This window comes from Magnetospirillum molischianum DSM 120 (assembly GCF_000294655.1).
GTDB lineage: Bacteria > Pseudomonadota > Alphaproteobacteria > Rhodospirillales > Magnetospirillaceae > Phaeospirillum > Phaeospirillum molischianum.
Map to the genome: position 1 here is coordinate 146922 of NZ_CAHP01000034.1, position 23257 is coordinate 170178.

A 23257-nucleotide genomic window follows, 5' to 3' on the forward strand; every position below is an offset into this window, starting at 1 on the left:
CAATGCCGATGGTTCGAGACGCAGGCCAGGGTGGCGTCCCGGCGGCGCCGCTCCGCCCAAACGTGAAAGGGGCGCGGGCGATCCCCGCGTTGATTCCCAGGATGACCAGGCACTCCGAGGAAATGTCCTTTCTGAGCGGCGGCAACGCCGTTTTTATCGCCGAGTTGTATGGTCGCTATCTTGACGATCCGGCCTCGGTTGACCCGTCCTGGGTCCGCTTTTTCCATGAATTGCACGATGATCCCGGCGCACTGGCGGGAGACTTCAAGGGACAGGGCGCGCTTCGTCGCGACTTGAAGGTGATCGGTGCCGCCGATCCCGATGCGCCGCCCGCGAAGAAAGACGCCAAGGCCGCCGCCACGGCGTCCGATCCGGCGGCGATCCGTCAGGCCCAGCTGGATTCGATCCGCGCCCTGATGTTGATTCGCTCGTACCGGGTGCGCGGCCATCTCCAGGCCGAGCTGGACCCGTTGGGGCTGACCGCGCAGGAACAGCATCCCGAGCTTGACTACCGGACCTACGGCTTCACCGATGCCGATCTCGACCGCGAGATCTTCATCGACAATGTGTTGGGGCTTGAATCTGCCAGCCTGCGCAAGATCATGCAGGTTCTGCGTGATACTTACTGCGCCCGCATCGGCGTTGAGTTCATGCATATCCAGGATCCCGATCAGAAGGCCTGGATTCAAAAACGCATCGAATCGATTCACAACCGAACCGACTTCACCCCGCGTGGCAAGCAGGCGATTTTGGAACGCCTGACCGAGGCCGAGGGGTTCGAACGCTTCCTGCAACTGAAATATACCGGGACCAAGCGGTTCGGGCTGGAAGGCGGCGAAACAGTCATTCCGGCGCTGGAACAAATCCTGAAGCGCGGCAGCCAGCTTGGTCTTAATGACGTGGTGATGGGAATGGCCCACCGCGGACGTCTGAACGTGCTGGCCAACTTCCTGAAGAAGCCGTATCAGGCGATCTTCTCGGAATTTCAGGGCAATGCCGCCCATCCCGAGGACGTTCAGGGATCGGGCGACGTCAAATACCATCTGGGCACTTCGGGCGATCGCGATTTCGACGGCAAGGTGGTGCACCTGTCGCTGGTGCCCAACCCGTCGCATCTTGAAGTCGTCGGGCCAGTGGTGGTCGGCAAGGTTCGCGCCAAGCAGACCCATCGCGGCGATACCGAGCGGACCAGCGTGTTGGGCATCATCCTGCACGGCGATGCCGCCTTTGCCGGTCAGGGGATCGTGCCGGAAACCTTCCTGTTGTCGCAGTTGAAGGGGTACGCCACCGGCGGCACGCTGCACATCATCATTAATAATCAGATCGGCTTTACTACCGCGCCGCAATATTCGCGTTCCGGCCCATATTGCTCGGATGTGGCGAAGGGCTTCCAGGCTCCGGTGTTCCACGTCAATGCCGACGATCCCGAAGCGGTGGTGCATGTCGCCCGGATCGCTATCGAATTCCGTCAGGAATTCAAAAGCGACGTCGTGATCGACATGCAATGTTATCGCCGCCAAGGCCATAACGAAGCGGATGAACCCGGCTTTACCCAGCCGCTGATGTACCGCAAGATCGCCGGTCATCCGACGACGCGAGCGATTTACGGTGCCAAGCTGGTCGCCGAGGGGGTCATGACCGCCGAGGAGGTTGAGGCCGTTTCCGCCGATTTCCAGGCGCTGCTGGAACGCGAGTTCCAGGCGTCGAAATCGTTCAAGGTCAACAAGGCCGACTGGCTCGAAGGCAAGTGGCAGGGCATCGTCCAGCTTGCCGACGAAGAGGAATTCCGCGAGGAAAAGACCGGCGTTCCGATCGACCTGCTGCGTGAGGTTGGCCTGGGGCTGGCTCGGGTGCCCGAGGGGTTCGCCGTCAACCGCAAGGTCTTGCGCCAGCTTGACGCCAAGCGCGAGATGATCGAGTCCGGGGCCGGGATCGATTGGGCGACCGCTGAGGCGCTGGCCTTTGGCACGTTGCTGGTCGAGGGTAATCCGGTGCGGCTATCCGGTCAGGATTGCGGACGCGGCACCTTCTCGCAGCGTCATTGCCGTCTGGTCGATCAGGAGACCGAGGCCCGGTTCGAACCGCTGAATCTGTTGCGTGAGGATCAGGCCCGGTTCGAGGTGATCGACAGCCCTCTGTCGGAAGAAGCGGTGCTGGCGTTCGAATACGGCTATTCCCAGGTCGAGCCGAATTCGCTGGTGATGTGGGAAGGCCAGTTCGGCGATTTCGCCAACGGCGCTCAGGTCATCATCGACCAGTTCATTTCCTCGGGCGAGTCGAAGTGGCTGCGGATGTCCGGTTTGGTGCTGCTGTTGCCGCACGGCTATGAAGGCCAGGGGCCGGAACATAGTTCGGCGCGGTGGGAGCGTTATCTTCAGCTTTCGGCCGAAGACAATTGGCTGGTCTGTAACGTCTCGACCCCGGCCAATTACTTCCACGCCTTGCGCCGCCAGTTGCGCCGCAATTACCGCAAGCCGCTGGTCATCATGACGCCGAAATCGTTGCTGCGGCACAAGCTGTGCGTCTCCAATCTGGACGAGTTCCAGGCCGGAACCCGGTTCTATCGGGTGTTGGCCGAGACCGCCCATTTGATCGCCGATGCCAAGATCCGCCGGGTGCTGCTTTGCTCCGGCAAGGTCTATTATGACCTGCTGGAGGAACGGACTCGTCGCAATCTCAACGATGTCGCGATCATTCGGGTCGAGCAGCTCTATCCCTGGCCCAAGGATGCGATCAAGCATCAGTTGGCGCGTTACCCCAACGCCGAATTGCTGTGGGTTCAGGAAGAGCCGGCCAATATGGGGCCGTGGACTTTTGTCGATCGCCGCATCGAATTCATTTGCGAGGAACTCGACCTCAAGGCGAAGCGGGCGGTCTATTGCGGCCGCAAGGCGGCGGCCTCGCCCGCCAGCGGTTTGTACAAGACTCACGTCGCCGAACAGCAGGCGATCATCGAGAAAGCTCTGGTCGGCGATCAGAGCGATTTGTTCCAGCCGTTCCGCCGCGCCACCAAATTGTCGCGGCTGCACGCATAGAAAATAAAAGACAATAGGATCAAGGGAAGCACCGCCATGTCGACCGAAATCAAGGTTCCCACGCTGGGCGAATCCGTCACCGAGGCCACCGTCGCCAAATGGTTCAAGGCGGTCGGCGAGACCGTTCGCGCCGACGAATCTCTGGTCGAATTGGAAACTGATAAGGTGACCGTCGAGGTGCCGTCTCCGGCCTCCGGCGTTCTGACCGAGATCATCGTTGCCAGCGGAGCGACCGTTGGTGTTGGTGCTGTGTTGGGGCTGATCGGCGAGGCGGGAACCCAGCCGATCATTCCGGCGTCCAAGCCCGTGGCGGCCCCGGCTGCCGCTACCGCGCCTGCTGCTCCGGCGGTGATGCCCTCGGCCAAGAAGATTGCCGCCGATGGCGGTCTCGATCCCGCCGCTCTGGCCGGGACCGGCAAGGACGGTCGGGTGACCAAGGGGGACGTGCTGTCGGCGCTGGCCGCGCCGGTTCCTACGCCTGCCGCTGCTCCGGCCGCCGATTTGGGCGGGCGTGAGGAACGGGTGAAGATGACCCGTCTGCGCAAGCGGATCGCCGAGCGTCTGAAGGATGCGCAGAATACCGCCGCGATGCTGACCACCTTCAACGAGGTGGATATGACCGCGCTGTTCGATCTGCGCAATCAGTACAAGGACGCGTTCGAGAAGAAACACGGAACCAAGCTTGGGTTCATGTCCTTCTTCGTCAAGGCTTGTGTCGCCGCGTTGAAGGAATGGCCGGCGGTCAATGCCGAGATCGCGGGCGACGAATTGATCTATAAGAAATATTACGATATCGGCGTTGCCGTCGGTACGCCCCAGGGGCTGGTGGTGCCGGTGGTGCGCGGAGCCGATCAGTTGTCCTTCGCCGGGATCGAGCAGACCATCGCCGGGCTGGGCAAGAAGGCCCGCGACGGCAAGTTGACGATGGAAGACCTTAGCGGCGGCACCTTCACCATCTCCAACGGTGGGGTCTATGGCTCGCTGATGAGCACCCCGATCCTTAACCCGCCGCAATCGGCGATCCTGGGCATGCACAAGGTGCAGCAGCGGCCGATGGTGATGCCGGATGGCAGCATCGCCGCCCGCCCGATGATGTATTTGGCTCTGTCTTACGACCACCGCATCATCGACGGCCGCGAGGCCGTATCGTTCCTAGTCCGGGTCAAGGACGGGATCGAAGATCCCTCGCGTCTGCTGCTGGAGGTCTAGAACCGATGTCCGATTCTTCCTTCGATCTTGTTGTTATCGGTGGCGGTCCGGGCGGCTATGTCGCCGCGATCCGCGCCGCGCAATTGGGCCTGTCGGTCGCCATTGTCGAAAAGCGTCCGACGCTGGGTGGCACCTGTCTTAATGTCGGCTGCATTCCGTCAAAAGCGTTGTTAACGGCCTCGCACCATTATCACACCGCTGCCCATGGGTTGGGAGCCTTTGGCGTCAAGGTCGCGGGGGTCGAACTCGATCTGCCCGCGATGATGGCCCATAAGGACAAGGTGGTTGCCGACAACACTAAGGGCATCGATTTCCTGCTCAAGAAGAACAAGATCGCCCGTATCCTCGGGGCCGGGTCGCTGGCCGGGGACGGTCGGGTGACGGTGACCGCGCCGGATGGAGCCGTCTCGACCCTGACCGCACGGGCGATCGTGTTGGCGACCGGGTCCGAGGTGACTCCGTTGCCGGGGCTTACCATTGATGAAGAGGTGTTCGTCTCCTCCACCGGTGCCCTGGCCCTGCCCAACGTCCCCAAACGGCTGGTGGTGATCGGTGGTGGCGTGATCGGTCTGGAACTTGGCACCGTGTGGGGCCGGTTGGGGGCCGAGGTGACTGTGGTCGAATATCTCGACCGCATCCTGCCGTTCCACGACCTTGACGTGTCAAAGACGATGACCCGCCTGCTCGGCCAACAGGGGATGAGCTTCAAGCTGGCGACCAAGGTGCTGGCGGGTGAGCGCAAGGGTGACGGCGCGGTTCTGACGCTGGAGCCTGCCGCCGGAGGCGCGGCCGAGACCCTGGATGCCGACGTGGTGCTGGTCGCGATCGGCCGCCGTCCCTTCGTCGAGGGACTGGGGCTGGAGACGGTCGGGATCGAACGAACCGCTCGCGGTTTCGTCAAGATCGATGGCTCGTTCCGCACCAATGTCCCTGGCGTCTATGCCATCGGCGATGTCGTCGGAGGTGCGATGTTGGCGCACAAGGCCGAGGATGAAGGCGTTGCCCTGGCCGAAATTCTTGCCGGTCAGCACGGTCACGTCAATTATGAGGCGATCCCCTCGGTGGTCTATACGTGGCCGGAAGTCGCATCGGTCGGCCGCACCGAGGAGCAGTTGAAGGAGGCCGGAACCGCCTATACGGTCGGCAAGTTCCCTTTCCTCGCCAACGGCCGCGCCCGCTCGATGAACGACACCGATGGTTTCGTGAAGATTCTCGCCGATGCTGCCACCGATCAGGTGTTGGGCGCCCACATCATCGGCCCCAATGCGGGCGATCTGATCGCCGAAATTGTTCTGGCGATTGAGTTCGGCGCGGCAGCCGAAGACATCGCCCGGACATGCCACGCCCATCCCACCTTGTCCGAAACGGTCAAGGAGGCGGCGCTGGCCGCCAACGGGCGAGCTCTTCACGTTTGACGACGACAAGGGGCCGAATATGGCCCCTTGTCCCGACAACGGAACAAGACGACATCAAACCGGCAATCGATCTGTGGAAGATTTGAGGGCCGGCGAGGAACCGGCAATCCGAAATGCAGTTCCTCGCCGCCCTGGTCGATTCGCGCGTCGCAAGGGGGGGCTGCGGGGCGCGCGGATCGAGGTGCCTTTTCCGCCAGGGGGGATGGCGGAGTGGGCGAGACGTTCGGGGAGCAGGGTGGACTGAAACTTCCCGTTCGTCTCTATGTAAATAGACTAATTCTTATTTGATGCATCTGCAACACATTTTTTGATCCCGCGAACGGACCCACCGCCATGATCGTCGAAATCGCCGCCGCCATCTCTGCCGGGGCGTCCCTTGTCACTTTGGTTGCCGTGTTGTGGACGGCGCGGCGCGGTGGCGAGGGGGCATCGGACAATCGGCTGGACTGGATCGAACGCAGTCTGCGTGAGGATTTCGCGGCTCAAGCCCGGCTGGGTCGGGAGGAAATCGGCGGCCAGATTCGTGCCTTCCAGGCCGAGGCCCGTGCTGCCGCCGAGCGCACTCATACCGATCTGCGCCTGCTGATCGAACAAAAGTTGGCAGAGGCGCGCTCGGATCAGGCGGCGCAGGGGCGGGCGTTGCGGGAAGAAGTGGGGGCGGGACTGAAGCAGGTCGGCGACGGGCTGGCGGCAACCCTGCGCGAACGTCTCGATACCGTCTCTAAGGCGGTCACCGAACAGACCCGCACCGTTTCGGAACAGCTCGACCGTGTGCGCGGCGACAATGCCGCCAAGCTGGAACAGATGCGCCAGACCGTCGATGAAAAGCTTCAGGGGACGCTGGAAAAGCGACTGGGCGAATCGTTTAAGCTGGTCAGCGACCGGCTGGAGCAGGTGCATAAGGGGCTGGGCGAGATGCAGACCCTGGCCAGCGGTGTCGGCGATCTGAAGCGGGTGCTGACCAACGTCAAGACGCGGGGCACCTGGGGCGAAGTCCAACTGGGCGCACTTCTGGAGCAGATTTTTCGCCAGGACCAGTTCATGCGCGAGGCTAATTGTTGCAAAGGCTCGGCCGAGCGAGTCGATTACGCGATCCGACTGCCGGGAAAGGGCGATGACGAACCCGAAGTCTTGTTGCCGATCGATTCGAAATTCCCCAACGAGGATTACGAACGGCTTCAGCTTGCGGTTGAACGCGCCGATCCCGAGGCGGTCGAGGCCGCTGCCCGCGCCCTGGAAGCACGGGTTAAGGTCTGTGCCCGTGAAATCCGCAACAAATACATTAATCCGCCCGTCACCACTGACTTCGCGATCCTGTTTCTGCCGACCGAGGGTTTGTATGCGGAAGTCCTGCGCCGTCCTGGCCTGATCGATCTGATCCAGCGCGATTATAAGGTTGTCGCCGCCGGTCCAACCACGCTGGGGGCTATCCTTAACGCGGTGCAGATGGGATTCCGCACCATGGCGATCGAAAAGCGTTCCAGCGAGGTATGGGAGATCCTGGGCGCGGTTAAAACCGAGTTCGGCAAGTATGGCGAGGTGCTGGATAAGGTGCAGAAGAAGCTTCAGGAAGCGTCGAAGACAATTGATGACGTCGCGGTCAGGAAGCGCGCGATCGACCGCCAGCTTCGCTCGGTCGAGGCCGCCCCGGATAGCGGCCTCGCGGCCTTGCTGACATTCGACGATCCAGGCGAGGCGTAGCGCCAAGCTGGACTGATCGGAACGGATCGTCGTGATCAGGGATAGGGTGGAGGAAAAGCGCCTCCGTTCTATCCCCCCGTTCTGAGAGTGCGGATTGTTGCGATCAGTCCGGCCGTCGAGGAATCGTGCGGGGTAACCGGCGTATCGCCTGACAGTTCGGGTAAAATCGCCTTGGCCAGCGCTTTGCCCAGTTCGACGCCCCATTGATCAAAGCTGTTGATGTCCCAGATCACGCCCTGGACGAACACCTTGTGCTCGTACAGGGCCAGAAGCATCCCCAGCGTGCGGGGGTCGAGGCTGCGATAAAGCAAGGTGTTGCTGGGGCGGTTGCCGGGGAACAGCCGATGGGGAAGCTGGGCTTCCAACTCGGCCCCGGACAGCCCGGCTTTGGTCAGTTCGGCGCGGGCCTCGTCCTCGGTCTTGCCGCGCATCAGCGCCTCGGCCTGGGCCAGCACGTTCGATAGCAGCAGCAGATGGTGATTCCCCAGCGGATTGTGCGTTTCCGCCGAGGCGAGGAAATCGCATGGAACCAAGCGGCTGCCTTGGTGGATCAACTGGTAGAAAGCGTGCTGGCCGTTGGTGCCCGGCTCGCCGAACAGGACGGGTCCAGTTGACCACGTTACCGGGTGACCGTCGCGGCTGGTCGATTTGCCGTTGCTTTCCATGTCGAGTTGCTGGAGATAGGCGGGCAAGCGGTGCAGATACTGATCGTAAGGCAGGATCGCGATCGCTTCGGCTCCCAGGAAGTTGGCGTTCCACACCCCAACCAGAGCCAGCAGCACCGGCATGTTGGCCTCAAGCGGCGCGGTGCGGAAATGCTCGTCCATCGCATAGGCGCCGCCGAGCATCTCCTCGAAGCGGTCGAAGCCGATCGCCACCGCAATCGACAGGCCGATCGCCGACCACAGTGAATAGCGCCCGCCAACCCAATCCCAGAACTCGAACATGTTGGCGGTGTCGATCCCAAAGGCGGCGACGGCCTTGGCATTGGTCGATAGCGCGACGAAATGATGCTCGACCGCCGCCTCGCCCAGCGCCGAGACCAGCCAGTCGCGGGCGGTGCGGGCGTTGGCTAGCGTTTCCTGGGTGGTGAATGTCTTCGAGGCGACGATGAACAACGTCGTCTCGGGGGCGCACAGCTTCAGGATCTCTGCGGCGTGGGTGCCATCGACGTTCGACAGGAAGTGCACCGCCAGATCGGGGCGCTGATAGGATTTTAACGCATCGGCCACCATCGCCGGTCCAAGGTCCGAACCGCCGATGCCGATATTGACGACATCGCGAATCGGCTTGCCGGTGGCTCCGCGCCAGGCGCCGCTGCGAACCCGCTCGGAGAATGTCTTCATCCGCGCCAGCACCGCCCGGATTTCGGGCATCACGTCAGTCCCGCCGACCCGGACTGGCCGGTCGGAGCGGTTGCGTAGCGCGACATGCAGCACCGAGCGGTGTTCGGTCAGATTGATCGGTTCCCCGCCGAACATCGCCTCGCGTGCGGCCTCCACCCCGGCTTGCCGGGCGAGGTCGAGCAGCAGGGCACGGGTTTCCCGATCAATTCGGTTCTTCGAATAATCAAGCAGCAGATCGTCGAGGCGAAGGGAGAAGGTGGCGAACCGATCCGGGTCGGTGGCGAACAGCTCGCGCATCGACGGGAGGGCCTTGGGGTCCGCTTTTTCCGTCAGAGCCTGCCAGGCCGGAAGTGTGGTGGGGTGGGTCACGACGTCTCTCCCTACGAGCGTTCAACCGGGGCGGACTGTACTCCGGTTCGGCGTCGCTGTCGCCCGATTCGCTGCCGTGGCAGGGATAAAATAATCGTGACGGCGGGGCGCTTGCGGCCCCGCCGATCCGGTGGTTTACCCGCGCTCGGGGAACAGCGCCTTTAGTTCCTCAGGGCTGGCCGGGCAAACGCCGCGCTCGGTGATCAGGCCGGTGATCAGGCGGGCAGGGGTGACGTCGAAGCCGTAATTGACCGCAGGCGAGCCGTCGGGGGTAACCTGGACTTCGGTGACGGTTCCGGCTTCGGTCTTGCCGAAGATATGGGTCTGCTCGCGGGCCGAGCGCTGCTCGATCGGGATTTCCTTTACCCCGTCGGCGACGGTCCAATCGATCGTCGGGCTGGGCAGGCCGACATAGAAGGGGACGTTGTTATCCTTCGCCGCCAGCGCCTTCAGATACGTGCCGATCTTGTTGCAGACGTCGCCATTGCGGGTGGTGCGGTCGGTGCCGACGATCACCAGATCGACCAGCCCGTGCTGCATCAGATGGCCGCCGGTATTGTCGGCGATCACGGTGTGGGGAACGCCGTGCCAGTTCAGTTCGCGCGCGGTCAGGCTGGCCCCCTGGTTGCGCGGGCGGGTCTCATCGACCCAGACATGGATCGGAATGCCGGCGTTGAACGCCTTGTAGACCGGGGCCAGCGCGGTGCCCCAATCGACGGTAGCCAGCCAGCCGGCATTGCAATGGGTCAGCAGGTTGATCCGTTCACCGCCCGCCGCCTGCTTCTTTGCCCACAGATCGGCGATGATGCGGCAGCCGTTATCGCCCAGCGCGCTGTTCATCGCGGCGTCTTCGTCGCAGATCTCGGCGGCGCGGGCATAGGCGGCGGCGATACGATCCGCGACCGGCAACGGCGACAAGGCGGCGATCATCTCGTCCAGCGCCCATTTCAGATTGATCGCGGTCGGGCGGGTGGCGTGCAGGCGCGCATAGGCGGCGGCCAGACCGGCGTCGGTGGCATCCTCGCGGGTGGCCAGCGCCATGCCATAGGCGGCGGCGGCGCCAATCAACGGCGCACCGCGTACCCACATGTCGCGGATCGCGGTCTCGGCATCGGCCAGAGAGCGGAGGGTCAAGACAACGAAATCGTGCGGGAGACGGGTCTGGTCGATGATCTCGACCCCAATGCCGTCGGAGGCAAGCCAGATGGTGCGGTAGGATACGCCGTCGATTCTCATGTTTTCCCCCGGTCCTGACGAAGGGGGGGACTGTAGCCCATGGTCCCGGCGGTGGACAAGAGGGGGTGGCGGCGAGTAAACGACGGTTCTGCGCGACATAAGGAATAAAGGGAGGTCGGCTCGTGACCATCATCGCCATCGACGGCCCGGCGGCCGCGGGGAAAGGAACCCTGGCCCGGCGGCTGGCTGCTGAACTGGGCTTCGACTATCTCGATACCGGGCTGATCTACCGGGCGGTCGGGATGAATCTGCGTCGGGGCGGAACCGATCCGGCCGACGAGGCGGCGGCCGAGGCGGCGGCTTTGGCCCTGGTGCCCAGCGATCTGGCCGCCTCGGATCTGCGTGGCGACGATGCGGCCCAGGCGGCGTCGAAGGTCGCGGCGATTCCCGGCGTTCGTGCCGCGTTGCTGGAGTTCCAGCGTCGCTTCGCCCACACCCCTCCAGGAGGAAAAGGCGCGGTGCTGGATGGGCGCGATATCGGGACCGTGGTCTGCCCCGACGCCGAGGTGAAGCTGTTCGTTACCGCTTCCCTGGAAAAGCGGGCCGAGCGACGGCTGAAGGAGTTGCAGGCGGCGGGCCGTGGAGGTATACAGAGCGCCGTCCTTGCCGACATGAAGGAACGCGACGATCGCGACCGTAACAGGTCCGTCGCTCCCCTAAGGCCGGCGGATGGCGCCATCGTACTGGATACCTCGGATCTCGACGCCGATCAGGCTTTCGCCCTCGCGCTGTCATCCGTCCGAAGTGGTGTTCCGGTATTACGCTAGACCGGCGTCTGCAAAAGTTTCGCCCGCCGTCCGGGGTTCGCCTGGGCGGTGGGTTTCGTTTGCTTCGGGAGAGCGTCCCCCACGCTTGAAAAGACCGCCGGAGACAACCGGCTGGCCAGTAACAAAACGACTCGAAAGGAACTTCAACTCCATGACCAATTCCCCCATTGACGCGGGCGATGATTTCGCCTCCCTGCTCGACGAGACGCTGGGCGTCGGCGGCACGTTCGAAGGCTCGGTGATCCGTGGCCTGATCGTCAACATCGACGGTGACCATGCGGTGATCGATGTCGGCCTCAAGTCCGAAGGCCGCGTCCCGCTGAAGGAATTCGCTACCGCTGGCCGTGCCGCCGAGATTAAGGCTGGCGACCGCGTGGACGTTTTCATCGAGCGCTATGAGGACAAGAACGGCGAAGTCGTTCTGTCGCGCGAGAAGGCGAAGCGCGAAGAAGCCTGGACCCTGCTCGAGAAGTCGTTCCAGGACCAGCAGCGCGTCAACGGCGTCATCTTCGGTCGGGTCAAGGGCGGCTTCACCGTCGATCTGTCCGGCGCGGTGGCCTTCCTGCCCGGTTCGCAGGTCGATATCCGTCCCGTCCGCGACATCACCCCGCTGCTCGGCACCACCCAGCCGTTCCAGATCCTCAAGATGGACCGCTCGCGCGGCAACATCGTCGTGTCGCGTCGCGCCGTTCTCGAAGAGACCCGCGCCGAACAGCGCAGCGAGTTGATCGAGAACCTGAAGGAAGGCCAGATCCTCGAAGGCGTGGTCAAGAACATCACCGATTACGGTGCGTTCGTCGATCTCGGCGGCGTCGATGGTCTGCTCCACGTCACCGACATCGCCTGGAAGCGCATCAACCATCCGTCCGAGGCGCTGCATATCGGCCAGACCGTCCGCGTTCAGGTCATCCGCTTCAACCCGGAAACCCAGCGCATTTCCCTCGGCATCAAGCAGCTTGACGCCGATCCGTGGGAGGGTGTCGAAGCCAAGTACCCGGTCAGCGCCAAGTTCACCGGCCGTGTCACCAACATCACCGATTACGGCGCGTTCGTCGAGCTGGAGCCCGGTGTCGAAGGTCTGGTCCACGTCTCCGAGATGTCCTGGACCAAGAAGAACGTCCACCCCGGCAAGATCGTTTCGACCTCGCAGGAAGTCGAAGTTATGGTGCTGGACGTCGATCCGCAGAAGCGCCGTATCAGCCTCGGCCTGAAGCAGACCATTTCCAACCCGTGGGAAAGCTTCCTCGAGCGCTTCCCGGCGGGCACCTCCGTTGAAGGCGAGATCAAGAACATCACCGAATTCGGTCTGTTCATCGGTCTGCCCGGCGATATCGATGGCATGGTTCACATGTCCGATCTCGATTGGGAAAAGCCCGGCGACGCCGCCATTCAGGACTTCAAGAAGGGCGATGTGGTCAAGGCGAAGGTTCTCGACGTTGACGTCGAGAAGGAACGCATCAGCCTCGGCATCAAGCAGCTGTCGTCGGATCCGTTCCATGACGCCATTGCTTCGATCAAGAAGGGTGACGTCGTGACCTGCACGGTGACCCACGTCACCGAAAACGGTATCGAAGTCACCGTCGAGGGCCTCACCGGCTTCATCCGCAAGAGCGACCTGTCGCGCGAGCGGTCGGAGCAGCGTCCCGAGCGTTTCGCCATCGGCGAAAAGATCGACGCCAAGGTCACCGCGCTCGAAAAGGGTGCCCGCAAGGTCAGCCTGTCGATCAAGGCCCGCGAAGTCGAAGAAGAGAAGCAGGCGATGGCCGAGTACGGTTCGTCCGACTCGGGCGCTTCGCTCGGCGACATTCTCGGTGCCGCCATGCGCAAGGCTCAGGCGAGCGAAGACAAGTAGTCTTTGCCGCCAAGGCTTGTGCCAGACGATGAAGGCCCGGAACCGCAAGGTTCCGGGCCTTTTTCCTTGGGATCGAATCCTGTCCCGAAACTACACCGCCGTTCCGCCGACGGTCAGCCCGTCGATGCGCAGGGTCGGCTGACCGACACCGACAGGGACGCCCTGGCCGTCCTTGCCACAGGTGCCGATACCGGGATCGAGGGCAAGATCGTTCCCGACCATCATGACGCGGCTCATCGCGTCGGGGCCGTTGCCGATCAGGGTCGCGCCCTTGACGGCGGGTCCGATCTTGCCGTTTTCGATCAAGTAAGCCTCGGAGGCGGAGAACACGAACTTGCCGTTGGTGATGTCAACCTGACCACCGCCGAAATTAACGGCGTACAGGCCGCGTTTAACCGAGGCGAGGATTTCCGCCGGGTCGGCATCGCCGCCCAGCATAAAGGTGTTGGTCATGCGGGGGATCGGGGCATGGGCGAAAGATTGGCGGCGTCCGTTGCCGGTGGCGGCGACTCCCATCAGCCGGGCATTGAGCCGGTCCTGGAGATAGCCGGTGAGGATGCCGTCCTCGATCAGAACCGTCCGGCCCGACGGGGTGCCTTCGTCATCGATCGAGATCGATCCGCGCCGGTCGGGCAGGGTGCCATCATCGACCACGGTGACGCCGCGGGCCGCGACGCGTTCGCCGATCCGACCGGAAAAGGCCGAGGTTTCCTTGCGGTTGAAGTCGCCTTCTAGCCCGTGACCGACCGCTTCATGCAGCATCACGCCCGGCCAGCCCGGCCCCAGAACCACCGGCATTTCACCGGCGGGGGCGGGAATCGACCCCAGATTGACGTCGGCTTGCCGCAGGGCTTCATCGACGCTGTTCCGCCATGTCGCGGCGGAGGTAACGCTGTCATAGCCGACCCGGCCGCCCAGGCCGTGACCGCCAGTTTCCATCCGTTCGCCTTCCGATAGCACAATGCTGACGTTCAGCCGCACCATGGGCCGGATGTCGGCGGCCAGCGAGCCGTCGCTCCGCAGGATCGCGACCGCCTGCCATGAGCCGGACAACGAAGCCGATACCTGGGTCACGCGGGGATCGCGAGCGCGGGCATAGGCATCGATTTCGCCCAGCAGAGCGACCTTTGCTTCGAACCCCATCTGGGTCAACGGGTTGAAATCGGCATAGAGCCGGCGTCCGGTCCCGACCGGAGCGGCGGCCAGATGGCCGGAATGACCGCCGCGAACCGCCGTTACGGTGGCGGCGGCGCGGGCGATCGCCTCTTCGCTGAGGTCGGAACCGTGAGCGTAGCCGTGGGCTTCGCCTGCGACCGCCCGTAAACCGAACCCGTGGGCAGTATCGAAATTGGCGCTCTTGATCCGGCCATCGTCGAGAACCACTGTCTCCGACTGGCGATATTCCAGAAACAACTCGCCGTCATCGGCTCCGGCCAGGGCGTCGGCGACAATTCGGGTCAGACGGGACCGGTCGAGACCGGCGCGGACAAAGAGCAGGTCGTGAGCCTGAGCGGCGTGGGGCATGGGAACTCCGGCAGTGACGGGACGGTGACGTTTAGATGTGGTGATTGGCAGAAGGGCGGGAAGTGTGTAAAGGTTTCCACCTAGAACATCCATCATTAGGGATATATGGGCAATGGCCGAGGCTCTGCCACTCCGACCGATTGCCATGCGCGAGCATGCGCAGCGCCGTATCCTGGCGGGAGAAATCCACGCCCGCCCCTTCGACCTGTTGTCGAGTCCGTTGCGCGTCTCCCATTTGGCGCTGGTCCATGCCGATGCCGCTGCCGAGCGCGCGCATCTGTCGGAATTGCTGGCCGCTAACGGTGCCGAGCTTTTGGCCTCGGAAAGCAATTATTTCAGTCGCGAACTGGGCGGTTTCCGCCTGCGGTGGGAGCGCCACAGCGAATTCTCGACCTATACGGTATCGCGGAGCGATCCCTTTACCGCGCCGTTCGAGGTCACCGCGCTGGATCTGCTGCCGGTCGGCTGGTTGGAAGCGCTGCCGGGAGAATTGCTGGCTGCCGTCCATGTGGCAGCAAACCGGAATCTGGCCGACGATCTGGCACCGCAGTTCGGCGGTAATCCGATGGTCGGCAGTAAGGTGGCTGGCGGCAATGGCGAATTGTGGACCGATTTCCGCCTGCATTGCGACGGATTCGGTCGGGTTATTCTACGCGATTTCGGCCTCAGCCCCAGCCAGACCGGGCGGTTGGTGCAGCGGGTCTTGGAAATCGAGACCTATCGGATGATGGCTCTGCTGGCCTTTCCGCTCGCCCGCTATGCCAATAACGAGACTGGCCGGATCGACCGCGAGCTGGCCGATATCGTTACCCAATTGGCCGATCCCGGCGTGGTGCAGAACGATCGCGATCTGCTGGAAAGCCTGACCCGTCTGGCTGCCGAGGCAGAACAGCTGGATGCCACCACTAGTTTTCGCCTTGCCGCCGCCAAGGCGTATTTCAACATAGTCAAATCGCGAATCAGCGAATTACGCGAGGAACGGATCGTCGGCTTGCAGACGATCACCGAATTCACCGAACGTCGTCTCGGTCCGGCGATGAAAACCTGCGAGGCCGCGGCTCGTCGCCAACAATCACTGGCGACACGGGTATCGCGCGCCGGCGATTTGCTGCGGACGCGGGTCGATATCGCCCTCGAAGAAAAGAACCGCGATCTGTTGAGGTCGATGAACCGCCGTGCCGAGATGCAGCTTCGCCTGCAACAGACGGTCGAAGGCTTGTCGGTGGTCGCGATCACCTATTATTTGCTGGGGGTGATTGGTTATCTCGTCCGCGGGCTGACCGATATCGGTGTTCCTCTTCGTTTCGATTTCGTCGAGTTGATCGCGGTGCCGGTGGTTGCCGGAGCGGTGTGGCTGGGGGTGCGCCGTCTGCGCAAGGCTCTGGCGGATCAGCACAAGGAATAGAGGGATACCCTTCTATTCCTTCTTTTCTTTTTTCGGTTTGGGCTTGGGCAGGCGCGAATCGAGCAGTTGGTGCATCTTGGTGTCCATCAGGAACAGCACCGTTCCCTCGTTATCGTCAGCCATCTGGGCCTCGATCGAGCCGTTAATCCAACGGATATAGTGGGGGGTCTTCAGCGCGGGCGGTCCCCACCGTTCGATCAGGGCGGCGGCAGTCTTGTCGAACGCCTCACGCGGCTGACGTCCGGTCATCTGGAAAATACGCTCGGCCCCGGTTTCGTCCTCGATCGCCATGAACCAGAAATCGGTTGGTGCTCCGGCCAGGATCACCTGACGCTGGACCCAGTTGTCTTTGCCAGCATCGGTGAACAAGGCGCAACGGTTGACACGGGCGGCGACCATTGCGCTGGGTAGAGCCAGCGGGGTGCGATCCGCGCCGTTGGGCCGCTCCTGATCCTGTGAACAGACCAGACGGGTGTTGGCGGGAAAGGCGGCGAAGCGTAGCTGGTTCAGCCGCATTCCGATCTGGGCCAGTCCGATATCGAAGGGACGGGGCGACGGCTCGGCGGCGGCGGGCAGGGCAATGATCAGGGACAAGACCGCCAGCAGCGGGCGCAGCATGGAATGTCAGTCGGATCTGTTCGAGAGTCCCGGCGATTTCAGCAGTTTGCGCAGCCGCAAATCGGCGACGGCGACGGCGAATTCATCCGGGCTCTTGGGGTCGAGGAACATCAGGGTCTCGTGTTGTTCATCCTCCCAAATCAACAGGCTGTCGCCACCCGCGTCGGGCTGGCCCAGTAGATCGGTCAAGGTCGAGGCAACCTTATCCCAGCCGTCGCGGTGAGCCCACAGGCTGACTCGGGCCAGTCGGTGGCGTCCCCCGCCCCCTTGTTCGACAAACAGCAGCCAGAGCCGGGCTGGACCGGCGAGACTGGGAATCGAGGCAAGCTCCCACCCGGCTTCCGAACCGGGCGCGATGATGGTACAGAATTTGACCCGGCTGGGATCGCGGCTGTTATGTCGCTTCAGCAGTTGGGGGTCGGCCAGCTTGGGGGTGCCCTCGTCGGCTTCACAGATCAGGCGCAGACCCTCGGGCAGCGCCATCGTCCGGACGTCTTCAAGCCGGGAGCCCAGGCTGGGCAGGGAGGGGGCAAGCGCCGACAGCGCCCGCTGATCGGCTAGGGCTTCCCCCGGCAGAACCGTGGCCGAAAACACCAACATCGTGGCCAGCCAGAACCGAGCCGGCATGGCGTTTCCTTTCTTGATGACTTCGCGGTCAGTATGGCACGGCATCGCCATGCCGTCACCGGGTCTTGGCTGCGCGTTCATTTGATTTCGTCAGGGCGAGACGGTCGGCCCCAGACGGCAGCGCCGCCATGGGATCGGCCGTCCAGGCGGCGATATCTTCGATCACCCGGTCGGCCTGAAGGTCGCGCAGCAGCATGTGCCACCCCTCGGGATAGAGGGCAGCGCGCTGGTCGTGGCCGAGGCGGGGCAAGACGGCGACGGAATCCCACACCGGATCGGGCGGGATTACCTGATCCTTCTCGCCATACAGCAACAGGGTGGCGACGGGCAGCCGGGCAATGTCGGCCTGGGCCGCATCCATCAGATCAACCAGCCCGTGGATCGCATCGACGCGGGTTTCCTTGATCACCAAGGGATCGCGCGACAGGGCGCGCAGCATCTCGATATTGTCCGAAGGCTGAATCTCCAATCCCCGCCCGGTCAACGTCAGGCCGGGTACCAGGGCGTTACTCAGCCACAAGGCGAACCGCTGAATTGGTCCCATCGCGTCACGTCCCCACACCGCAGGGGCGGATAGGATCACCCCCGAGATCGCGGCGGGCGGCGGAGCCATCGTCAGCGCCTCGATCGCGACCGCTCCGCCCATGCTTTCGCCCAGCAGGAAGAGCGGCAGACCAGGATGTTTGTCAGCTAACACGCGGGCGGCGGTGATCGCATCGGCGGCCATTGCCGCTTTGTCCGACCATTGGCCGGGATGCGGGCCACGCCCGAACCCCCGCTGATCAATGGCATAGGTGACGATGCCGTGGGCGGCCAGAGCCGACCCTGCCGTGGCGAAGGCGTTAGAATAATCATTCATTCCGTGCAGGGCCAACACCACCGCCCGAGGCGGCCGGTCGGATGGAAGCCACATTCGCAGCGGTAACGCGGCCCCGTCGGCGAGGTGGATTGTATCGGCGGTCAGCGATGGGTCCATTTGGGGCGGTCCTGCCGGATTCAGACGCGTGGTGCAGCCGCTCAACAGCGCGATGGACAGGACGGCGGCGACGGCTAGCCGGACCATGGCAGGATGCGACCGCGCATCTTGCGATCAACTTTGACGATGTGTTCGGAAATCCAGACCATCAGGAACGAGCGGATGGTTTCGGCGGTGACCCGTGGATCGTCCACCTGTTCGGCACGAAAGCGCAGGATGAATGCCTCCAGGGTGCGGAGCAGTTCGGTGTGCTGGCGGCGGTTTTCCTCGTATCCTTCGTAGCCGACTTCTCGTTGTGTCTCTTCCTCGCGGGAGAAATGTATCCGTGCGTAGGCCTCCATGCGGCAGAGAATATCGGCGAGCGCCTCGGTGCCGACGAAGGTTCCGGAATGGATGGCGAGATCGAGTTCATGCAGGATCGAGAACAAACCGCGATGGTCTTCGTCGATCTGCTCGATTCCGACCTTCATCCCGTCATGCCAAGCGCCCACCCCGATCCCCCATCCTGTCTGTTGGATTTGCCATAAATCCAACAGTAGTGGCGGCTTCAGCCGAAGGCAATGTCGGCTAGGCCTTAGGCTGGTTTTACCGGATTTTGTTCGGCTCATCGTTGTCGTCGCACTGCGATTTGTGGCAGGGTCTACTTCAACCTCGGGGGGGCTTTCCCGAAGTGAACAGGCGCGATGAGGGGAGCATGTTTTGACGAACGATCTGGCGGACAGAGGCGTTGATCTTGAGGTAAACCAAAGGTTACGCAAGACTTTGGCATTGATTCTGGCGGGGGGACGCGGATCTCGGCTGATGGATCTCACCGACTGGCACGCCAAGCCGGCTATTCCGTTCGCCGGAAAGTTCCGCATCATCGATTTTGCGCTGTCGAACTGCATCAATTCCGGTATTCGCCGTATCGGTGTTCTGACTCAGTACAAGGCGCATTCCCTGTTGCAGCATATTCAGCGCGGCTGGGGCTTCTTGCGCGGTGAGTTCAACGAATTCATCGAATTATTGCCCGCGCAGCAGCGCACCGAGGGGGGCAATTGGTATCGCGGTACGGCCGATGCGGTTTATCAGAACCTCGACATCATCCGCGCTCACCGGCCCGAGCATGTGCTGATCCTGGCCGGAGATCACGTCTATAAAATGAATTATGGCCGGATGCTGGCCCAGCATCTCGCCAGTAAAGCCGATGTGTCGGTCGCCTGCATTGCTGTGCCGCGTGAAATTGCTTCTGGCTTTGGCGTGATGGCGATCAATGCCGACAATCACATCGTCCGTTTTGACGAAAAGCCCGCAGATCCGGCGCCGATGCCCGGTCATCCCGATCTGGCTCTTGCCAGCATGGGTATCTATATCTTCAACGCCTCTCTGCTGTTCGACCTGTTGGAGAAGGATTCCAGCTTCGCGGGCAGTTCACACGATTTTGGCAAGGATCTGATTCCCAGCCTGATCGCGACCCATCGCGTCGTCGCCCATCATTTCAGCGATTCATGCGTGATGCATGACGGAGCCCAGGAACATTACTGGCGTGATGTCGGCACCATCGACGCGTATTGGGAGGCCAATGTCGATCTGACCAAGGTAACGCCGTCGCTTAATCTTTATGACGATTCGTGGCCGATCTGGACCGATCAGCCTCAGGTTCCGCCCGCCAAGTTCGTATTCGATTCCGATGATCGGCGCGGCATGGCGGTCGATTCCCTGCTCGCGGGCGGTTGCATTATCTCGGGTGCGGTGGTGCGCCGGTCGATGCTGTTCTCGAATGTCCGGGTCAATTCCTATTGCCTGGTCGAGGATTCGGTCGTCCTGCCCGGCTGCGATATCGGCCGTCACGCCCGTCTGACCAAATGCATTGTTGATCAGGGTGTGGTGGTGCCGCCCGGTCTGGTGGTCGGCGAGGACCCTGAAATCGACGCCCGACGCTTTTACCGCACCGAAAAGGGCATCACCCTGATCACTGCGGCCAAGCTGAAAGCTCTGGAAAACGGTGAGGCCTGATACCGGCCAAGGGGTCAAATCCAGGGTTGGCCGGTATTAGAGCGGATTTCGATCTGGCTGGGTCAGGCCGAAATCCGCGACCAGCCCGCGCGGCGTCTGAGCAGGGCTGGAACGGCCCGCATCGCGCAAAATTAGAGCCGATTTCGATTGAACGAAATCGGCTCTAAACGCAGATGGCTTTAGGCCAGAGTGGATCAGCGCGCTGGCGGCATCGACACGGCGGGAATTATCGGTGCGGTCTCAACCGCGTCCTGCCGACCGATCCAGATCTGCTGTTGAGGAAAAGGGATCTCGATCCCCTCCGCCTCGAAGCGCTTCTTGACCCGGCGATTGAACTCGCGCGTTACCGCCCATTTTTCGGACGGCACGGTCTTCAGCCGGGCGCGGATCACCACTGATGACGCGTCGAAGCGATCGATACCCTGGACTTCCATCGGATCGATGATCGCGGCCTGCCAGCGCGGCTCGGTCCGCATTTCTGTAGCGATCTCGGACAGAACTTCGCCAACCCGGTCGCAATCGGCACTGTACGACACCCCGATATCGAACAGAGCGTAATTAAAGCCCTTGGTCAGGTTGATCGCAGTGGTTACCGCTCCGAATGGAATGGTGTGGACCGAACCCTGGACGTCGCGCAGACGGATGGCGCGGATCGAGATCGCCTCGACCACGCCGGAATGCTCGCCGATCTTGACGACATCGCCGACGGCGATGGTGTCCTCGAACAGGATGAAAGCCCCAGTGATGATGTCCTGCACCAGCTTTTGCGAGCCAAAGCCGATTGCGATACCGAGCACGCCCGCGCCGGCCAGCAATGGGGCGATGTTGACCCCCAACTCGGACAGCACAATCAGGGTGACTGCGATCACCAGCACGCCCATCACCACGTTGCGGGCGAGGGGCAGCAGGGTGCGGGCCCGACCCGAGCGTTGGAGTTGGTTGCCTTCGGAATCGGTGGCGCTGAGATAACGCTCAATCGCACTGCTGAGGGTCTCCCACAGCACGAGGGCTACCACCAGAACCAGAGTGATGCTGATCGCCGAGGATAGAATCTGACGCCCGGTGGGCGAGGTCAGCAGCTTCAGCGATTGCAGCCCCCAGGTCTGGGCCAGGGCCAGGATCGTCACCACCGCGACCGTGCCGCGCAGCAGCAGGTGCATCACCGGCAGGTAGCGGTTGGCGCGGGCTTCCAGCATCGGATAGCGTTCGCGTACTTCCTGACTGACGGCGAAGCCGCGTTCGATCACGCGACGCAACAGGGAGGCCAGCAGCCCGGCCACCACCAGGATCACCAGGGTCAGGATGGTTGCGCGCAGCATGAAGTCGAAGCCGCCCTTCACCTGCACCGCCCACACCACATAGATCGCCACGACCCACAAGATGGCGAGCACATGCCAGATATCGGCCAGTCGGGTTCGCAGCATCTGGACATGCTGGCCGAACATCGGCTCGTCCGAGCCTCGGCGCAGCAGGCTCGCCACCACCCGGCGGTTTTGCAGGATGAAGATCACCACCAGGGCGGTCATCGCCAGCCCGATGACCTTCAAGGTCAGGAAGGCGGCCCCGGCGGGCATGCCGAGCAGTCGGGGGGCGCTGGCCGCCAGGGGACCGAACACGCCGACGACCGTCACCCGCTGGACCCAGATCTTGGTGTATTCGGCGGTTTCGTCGTCAATCGTCACCAATCGCCGCAGCGGGCTGCGCGACGACAGAACCAACTGCGTTGCCACATTGACCAGCCGCACCGAGACATAGGCCACGATCACCGTTTGGGCGGCGACAATCGCGTTGCCCTTCATATCGAATTGCCAGACGGCGGCCCAGGCACCGAGGCCGAAGGCGGCCAGCGGAGCCAGGTCGCACAACAGCCGAACGGTGAGCGCATGGGCGGCGGGGGCCAGACCCGGCATCACCGGGCCGGGCGGATAGGCCTTGCGCCAGCGGCGGATCGCAAAGGCCACCAGCCGGTCGGCGAAGATGCCAGCGGCCATAATGCCGGCCAGCATCGTCAGCAATTGCCCCATCCGCTGACGGGTCAATTGGTCTGCCAGACGTTGACCGACGGCGGCGGCCAGTTCGGGAGCGTCACGAACGCTGTCAACCGCCTCCATCACCTGATCGCCGAACGCACCGATCTGTTCGGTCAACCGGCCCAGAAGAGTCTCTTCCGGGGCGGTCTCGGTTGCCCGCTGGGCGGCAATCAGAGTTTTGAGCTGGCCGACCAGCCGGGCGCGGGCGGGTTCGTCCTCCAAGGTCGAGACCAGCCGTTCCAGATCGCGGGTGTCGGCTGAGTTGGAGTCTGCCGCGATGGCCGAAGCCGGGCCGGACAGCAGAACCGCCAGCATCAGGAGGGCGAACAGCCGCCTGAGTGGCGTGAGGGGCGAAGGGCGTGACATGAGGGGGGTGTCCTGAGACGGGGAAAGCGAAAGGGGCGGAGTAACCGCCCATGGTTAACGTGAGACGATGCCGCGCAAACGGTCAGACTGGGAATTGCCGACCGCACGGTTGAACAAGATGTCTTGGACGGTCGGATTGCCGCCATAATAAGCCGCATTCCAGGAATGGCGGGGCAGGATTCCAGCTCCGTCGAGCGTCAGCCCACCATACAGCCCGACTGCGCGCGAATAGGCGTAAATATCGGCTCCGACATGCGTAGTGGTTGCCGCTTCGGCTCCAGCTCCGACCACGGTCACCGCGATTCCGGCGCTGGCTCCTGCCTTGAAGCGGTTATCGAGCACCGCCGTCAGACCTCCATCGGTCATGATGACATAGACCGCCTCGGCGTCCTGAAGCCCGATCTGGAGGCCGAAGCTGCCTGCGGCGATCGAGAAGAAGGCCGGATAGCTCCATGCGCCGTCACGGCCGCGGACCATCAGAAGGCCGGTGCCGTACTGCGCGCCAAAGAAGAACCCGCCCTTGACCAGATCGGGAACAATCAGAATCCCTCGCGCTCGGGGGAGCAGATCGTTCATCGATTCGGCCATGCTGGGGTCGGCGCGCAGTCGCTCCACCGTCGTTACCGCCCGATTGACCATTACGCTCTGGTCGGTGACGGTTTGGGCTTTTACCGTCGCCGGAATCAACCAGGCGATCAACGCGAGCGCGATCACTCCCCGCATCGTCGTTCTCCGTATTTTGAATAGATGAGGATACAGCAAGCATGGACGGGGTTAGCAAAAGGT

Annotated in this window: 17 protein-coding genes; 8 read left to right on the forward strand and 9 right to left on the reverse strand. The window is 62.8% G+C overall.

Going from position 1 to position 23257, the window contains the following annotated elements:
- The first annotated feature begins 101 nt into the window (after window positions 1-101).
- The 4 genes from PHAMO_RS14345 to PHAMO_RS14360 all read left to right on the forward strand — a co-directional run bounded on the left by PHAMO_RS14345 (window position 102) and on the right by PHAMO_RS14360 (window position 7360).
- Entirely contained in the window at window positions 102-3035 is a 2934-nt protein-coding gene (locus tag PHAMO_RS14345) for a 2-oxoglutarate dehydrogenase E1 component (protein WP_040567314.1), read from the forward strand.
- Between the two features lie 36 nt (window positions 3036-3071).
- Window positions 3072-4244 carry a 2-oxoglutarate dehydrogenase complex dihydrolipoyllysine-residue succinyltransferase gene (gene odhB / locus PHAMO_RS14350; RefSeq protein ID WP_002730341.1) on the forward strand — a complete coding sequence of 391 codons (1173 nt, stop codon included), beginning with the start codon at window positions 3072-3074 and terminating at the stop codon, window positions 4242-4244.
- 5 nt (window positions 4245-4249) lie between these two features.
- The gene (lpdA, locus tag PHAMO_RS14355; protein ID WP_002730342.1) at window positions 4250-5659 is read left to right on the forward strand and encodes a dihydrolipoyl dehydrogenase; all 1410 of its coding nucleotides are present in this window, start codon (window positions 4250-4252) and stop codon (window positions 5657-5659) included.
- 333 nt (window positions 5660-5992) lie between these two features.
- Window positions 5993-7360: a DNA recombination protein RmuC gene (locus PHAMO_RS14360; protein ID WP_002730343.1), complete on the forward strand. Its 1368-nt coding sequence runs from the start codon at window positions 5993-5995 to the stop codon at window positions 7358-7360.
- A 68-nt stretch (window positions 7361-7428) separates the two neighbouring features.
- Here the strand turns inward: PHAMO_RS14360 and pgi are convergent, their stop codons facing one another.
- The gene (gene pgi / locus PHAMO_RS14365) at window positions 7429-9075 is read right to left on the reverse strand and encodes a glucose-6-phosphate isomerase (protein ID WP_002730344.1); all 1647 of its coding nucleotides are present in this window, start codon (window positions 9073-9075) and stop codon (window positions 7429-7431) included.
- 135 nt (window positions 9076-9210) lie between these two features.
- Window positions 9211-10311, reverse strand: a complete 1101-nt coding sequence (gene mtnA / locus PHAMO_RS14370) for an S-methyl-5-thioribose-1-phosphate isomerase (RefSeq protein ID WP_002730345.1) — start codon at window positions 10309-10311, stop codon at window positions 9211-9213.
- Between the two features lie 122 nt (window positions 10312-10433).
- Between mtnA and cmk the strand changes: the two genes are divergently transcribed.
- Entirely contained in the window at window positions 10434-11078 is a 645-nt protein-coding gene (cmk, locus tag PHAMO_RS14375) for a (d)CMP kinase (RefSeq protein WP_002730346.1), read from the forward strand.
- A gap of 151 nt (window positions 11079-11229) precedes the next feature.
- Window positions 11230-12930, forward strand: coding sequence for a 30S ribosomal protein S1 (gene rpsA, locus PHAMO_RS14380; protein WP_002730347.1), 1701 nt, complete (start codon window positions 11230-11232; stop codon window positions 12928-12930).
- A 90-nt stretch (window positions 12931-13020) separates the two neighbouring features.
- Here rpsA and tldD read toward each other — a convergent pair whose 3' ends face one another.
- The gene (tldD, locus tag PHAMO_RS14385; protein WP_002730348.1) at window positions 13021-14454 is read right to left on the reverse strand and encodes a metalloprotease TldD; all 1434 of its coding nucleotides are present in this window, start codon (window positions 14452-14454) and stop codon (window positions 13021-13023) included.
- Window positions 14455-14566: 112 nt separating this feature from the next.
- Here tldD and PHAMO_RS14390 point away from each other — a divergent pair, with 112 nt between their 5' ends.
- Window positions 14567-15859: a DUF3422 family protein gene (locus PHAMO_RS14390; RefSeq protein ID WP_002730349.1), complete on the forward strand. Its 1293-nt coding sequence runs from the start codon at window positions 14567-14569 to the stop codon at window positions 15857-15859.
- Window positions 15860-15871: 12 nt separating this feature from the next.
- Here the strand turns inward: PHAMO_RS14390 and PHAMO_RS14395 are convergent, their stop codons facing one another.
- The 4 genes from PHAMO_RS14395 to PHAMO_RS14410 are packed head-to-tail and all read right to left on the reverse strand — an operon-like array spanning window position 15872 to window position 18571.
- Window positions 15872-16477 (reverse strand): hypothetical protein, encoded by a 606-nt coding sequence (locus PHAMO_RS14395; RefSeq protein WP_002730350.1) that lies wholly within the window; start codon window positions 16475-16477, stop codon window positions 15872-15874.
- A gap of 6 nt (window positions 16478-16483) precedes the next feature.
- Window positions 16484-17185 carry a hypothetical protein gene (locus PHAMO_RS14400; protein ID WP_155801820.1) on the reverse strand — a complete coding sequence of 234 codons (702 nt, stop codon included), beginning with the start codon at window positions 17183-17185 and terminating at the stop codon, window positions 16484-16486.
- Window positions 17160-18167, reverse strand: coding sequence for an alpha/beta hydrolase (locus PHAMO_RS14405; protein WP_002730353.1), 1008 nt, complete (start codon window positions 18165-18167; stop codon window positions 17160-17162). Before PHAMO_RS14405 ends, PHAMO_RS14400 begins: the two co-directional genes overlap by 26 nt.
- On the reverse strand, window positions 18155-18571 hold the full coding sequence (locus PHAMO_RS14410; protein ID WP_002730355.1) for a bacteriohemerythrin: 417 nt from the start codon (window positions 18569-18571) through the stop codon (window positions 18155-18157). Before PHAMO_RS14410 ends, PHAMO_RS14405 begins: the two co-directional genes overlap by 13 nt.
- Window positions 18572-18791: 220 nt before the next feature.
- Between PHAMO_RS14410 and glgC the strand changes: the two genes are divergently transcribed.
- A complete protein-coding gene (glgC, locus tag PHAMO_RS14415) occupies window positions 18792-20075 on the forward strand; it encodes a glucose-1-phosphate adenylyltransferase (protein ID WP_040567390.1) in 1284 nt (427 codons plus the stop codon).
- A 194-nt stretch (window positions 20076-20269) separates the two neighbouring features.
- Here glgC and PHAMO_RS14420 read toward each other — a convergent pair whose 3' ends face one another.
- Together PHAMO_RS14420 and PHAMO_RS14425 are read right to left on the reverse strand one after the other, a co-directional pair.
- The gene (locus tag PHAMO_RS14420) at window positions 20270-22471 is read right to left on the reverse strand and encodes a mechanosensitive ion channel domain-containing protein (RefSeq protein WP_002730358.1); all 2202 of its coding nucleotides are present in this window, start codon (window positions 22469-22471) and stop codon (window positions 20270-20272) included.
- 54 nt (window positions 22472-22525) lie between these two features.
- Entirely contained in the window at window positions 22526-23194 is a 669-nt protein-coding gene (locus tag PHAMO_RS14425; protein ID WP_002730360.1) for a lipid-binding SYLF domain-containing protein, read from the reverse strand.
- Window positions 23195-23257 lie beyond the last annotated feature (63 nt).

Coding starts and splice junctions, on each gene's coding strand:
- PHAMO_RS14345 (WP_040567314.1), top strand. CDS start 102: ATGACCAGGCACTCCGAGGAAATGTCCTTTCTGAGCGGCGGCAACGCC.
- odhB (WP_002730341.1), top strand. CDS start 3,072: ATGTCGACCGAAATCAAGGTTCCCACGCTGGGCGAATCCGTCACCGAG.
- lpdA (WP_002730342.1), top strand. CDS start 4,250: ATGTCCGATTCTTCCTTCGATCTTGTTGTTATCGGTGGCGGTCCGGGC.
- PHAMO_RS14360 (WP_002730343.1), top strand. CDS start 5,993: ATGATCGTCGAAATCGCCGCCGCCATCTCTGCCGGGGCGTCCCTTGTC.
- mtnA (WP_002730345.1), bottom strand. CDS start 10,311: ATGAGAATCGACGGCGTATCCTACCGCACCATCTGGCTTGCCTCCGAC.
- rpsA (WP_002730347.1), top strand. CDS start 11,230: ATGACCAATTCCCCCATTGACGCGGGCGATGATTTCGCCTCCCTGCTC.
- tldD (WP_002730348.1), bottom strand. CDS start 14,454: ATGCCCCACGCCGCTCAGGCTCACGACCTGCTCTTTGTCCGCGCCGGT.
- PHAMO_RS14390 (WP_002730349.1), top strand. CDS start 14,567: ATGGCCGAGGCTCTGCCACTCCGACCGATTGCCATGCGCGAGCATGCG.
- PHAMO_RS14395 (WP_002730350.1), bottom strand. CDS start 16,477: ATGCTGCGCCCGCTGCTGGCGGTCTTGTCCCTGATCATTGCCCTGCCC.
- PHAMO_RS14400 (WP_155801820.1), bottom strand. CDS start 17,185: ATGAACGCGCAGCCAAGACCCGGTGACGGCATGGCGATGCCGTGCCAT.
- PHAMO_RS14405 (WP_002730353.1), bottom strand. CDS start 18,167: ATGGTCCGGCTAGCCGTCGCCGCCGTCCTGTCCATCGCGCTGTTGAGC.
- PHAMO_RS14420 (WP_002730358.1), bottom strand. CDS start 22,471: ATGTCACGCCCTTCGCCCCTCACGCCACTCAGGCGGCTGTTCGCCCTC.
- PHAMO_RS14425 (WP_002730360.1), bottom strand. CDS start 23,194: ATGCGGGGAGTGATCGCGCTCGCGTTGATCGCCTGGTTGATTCCGGCG.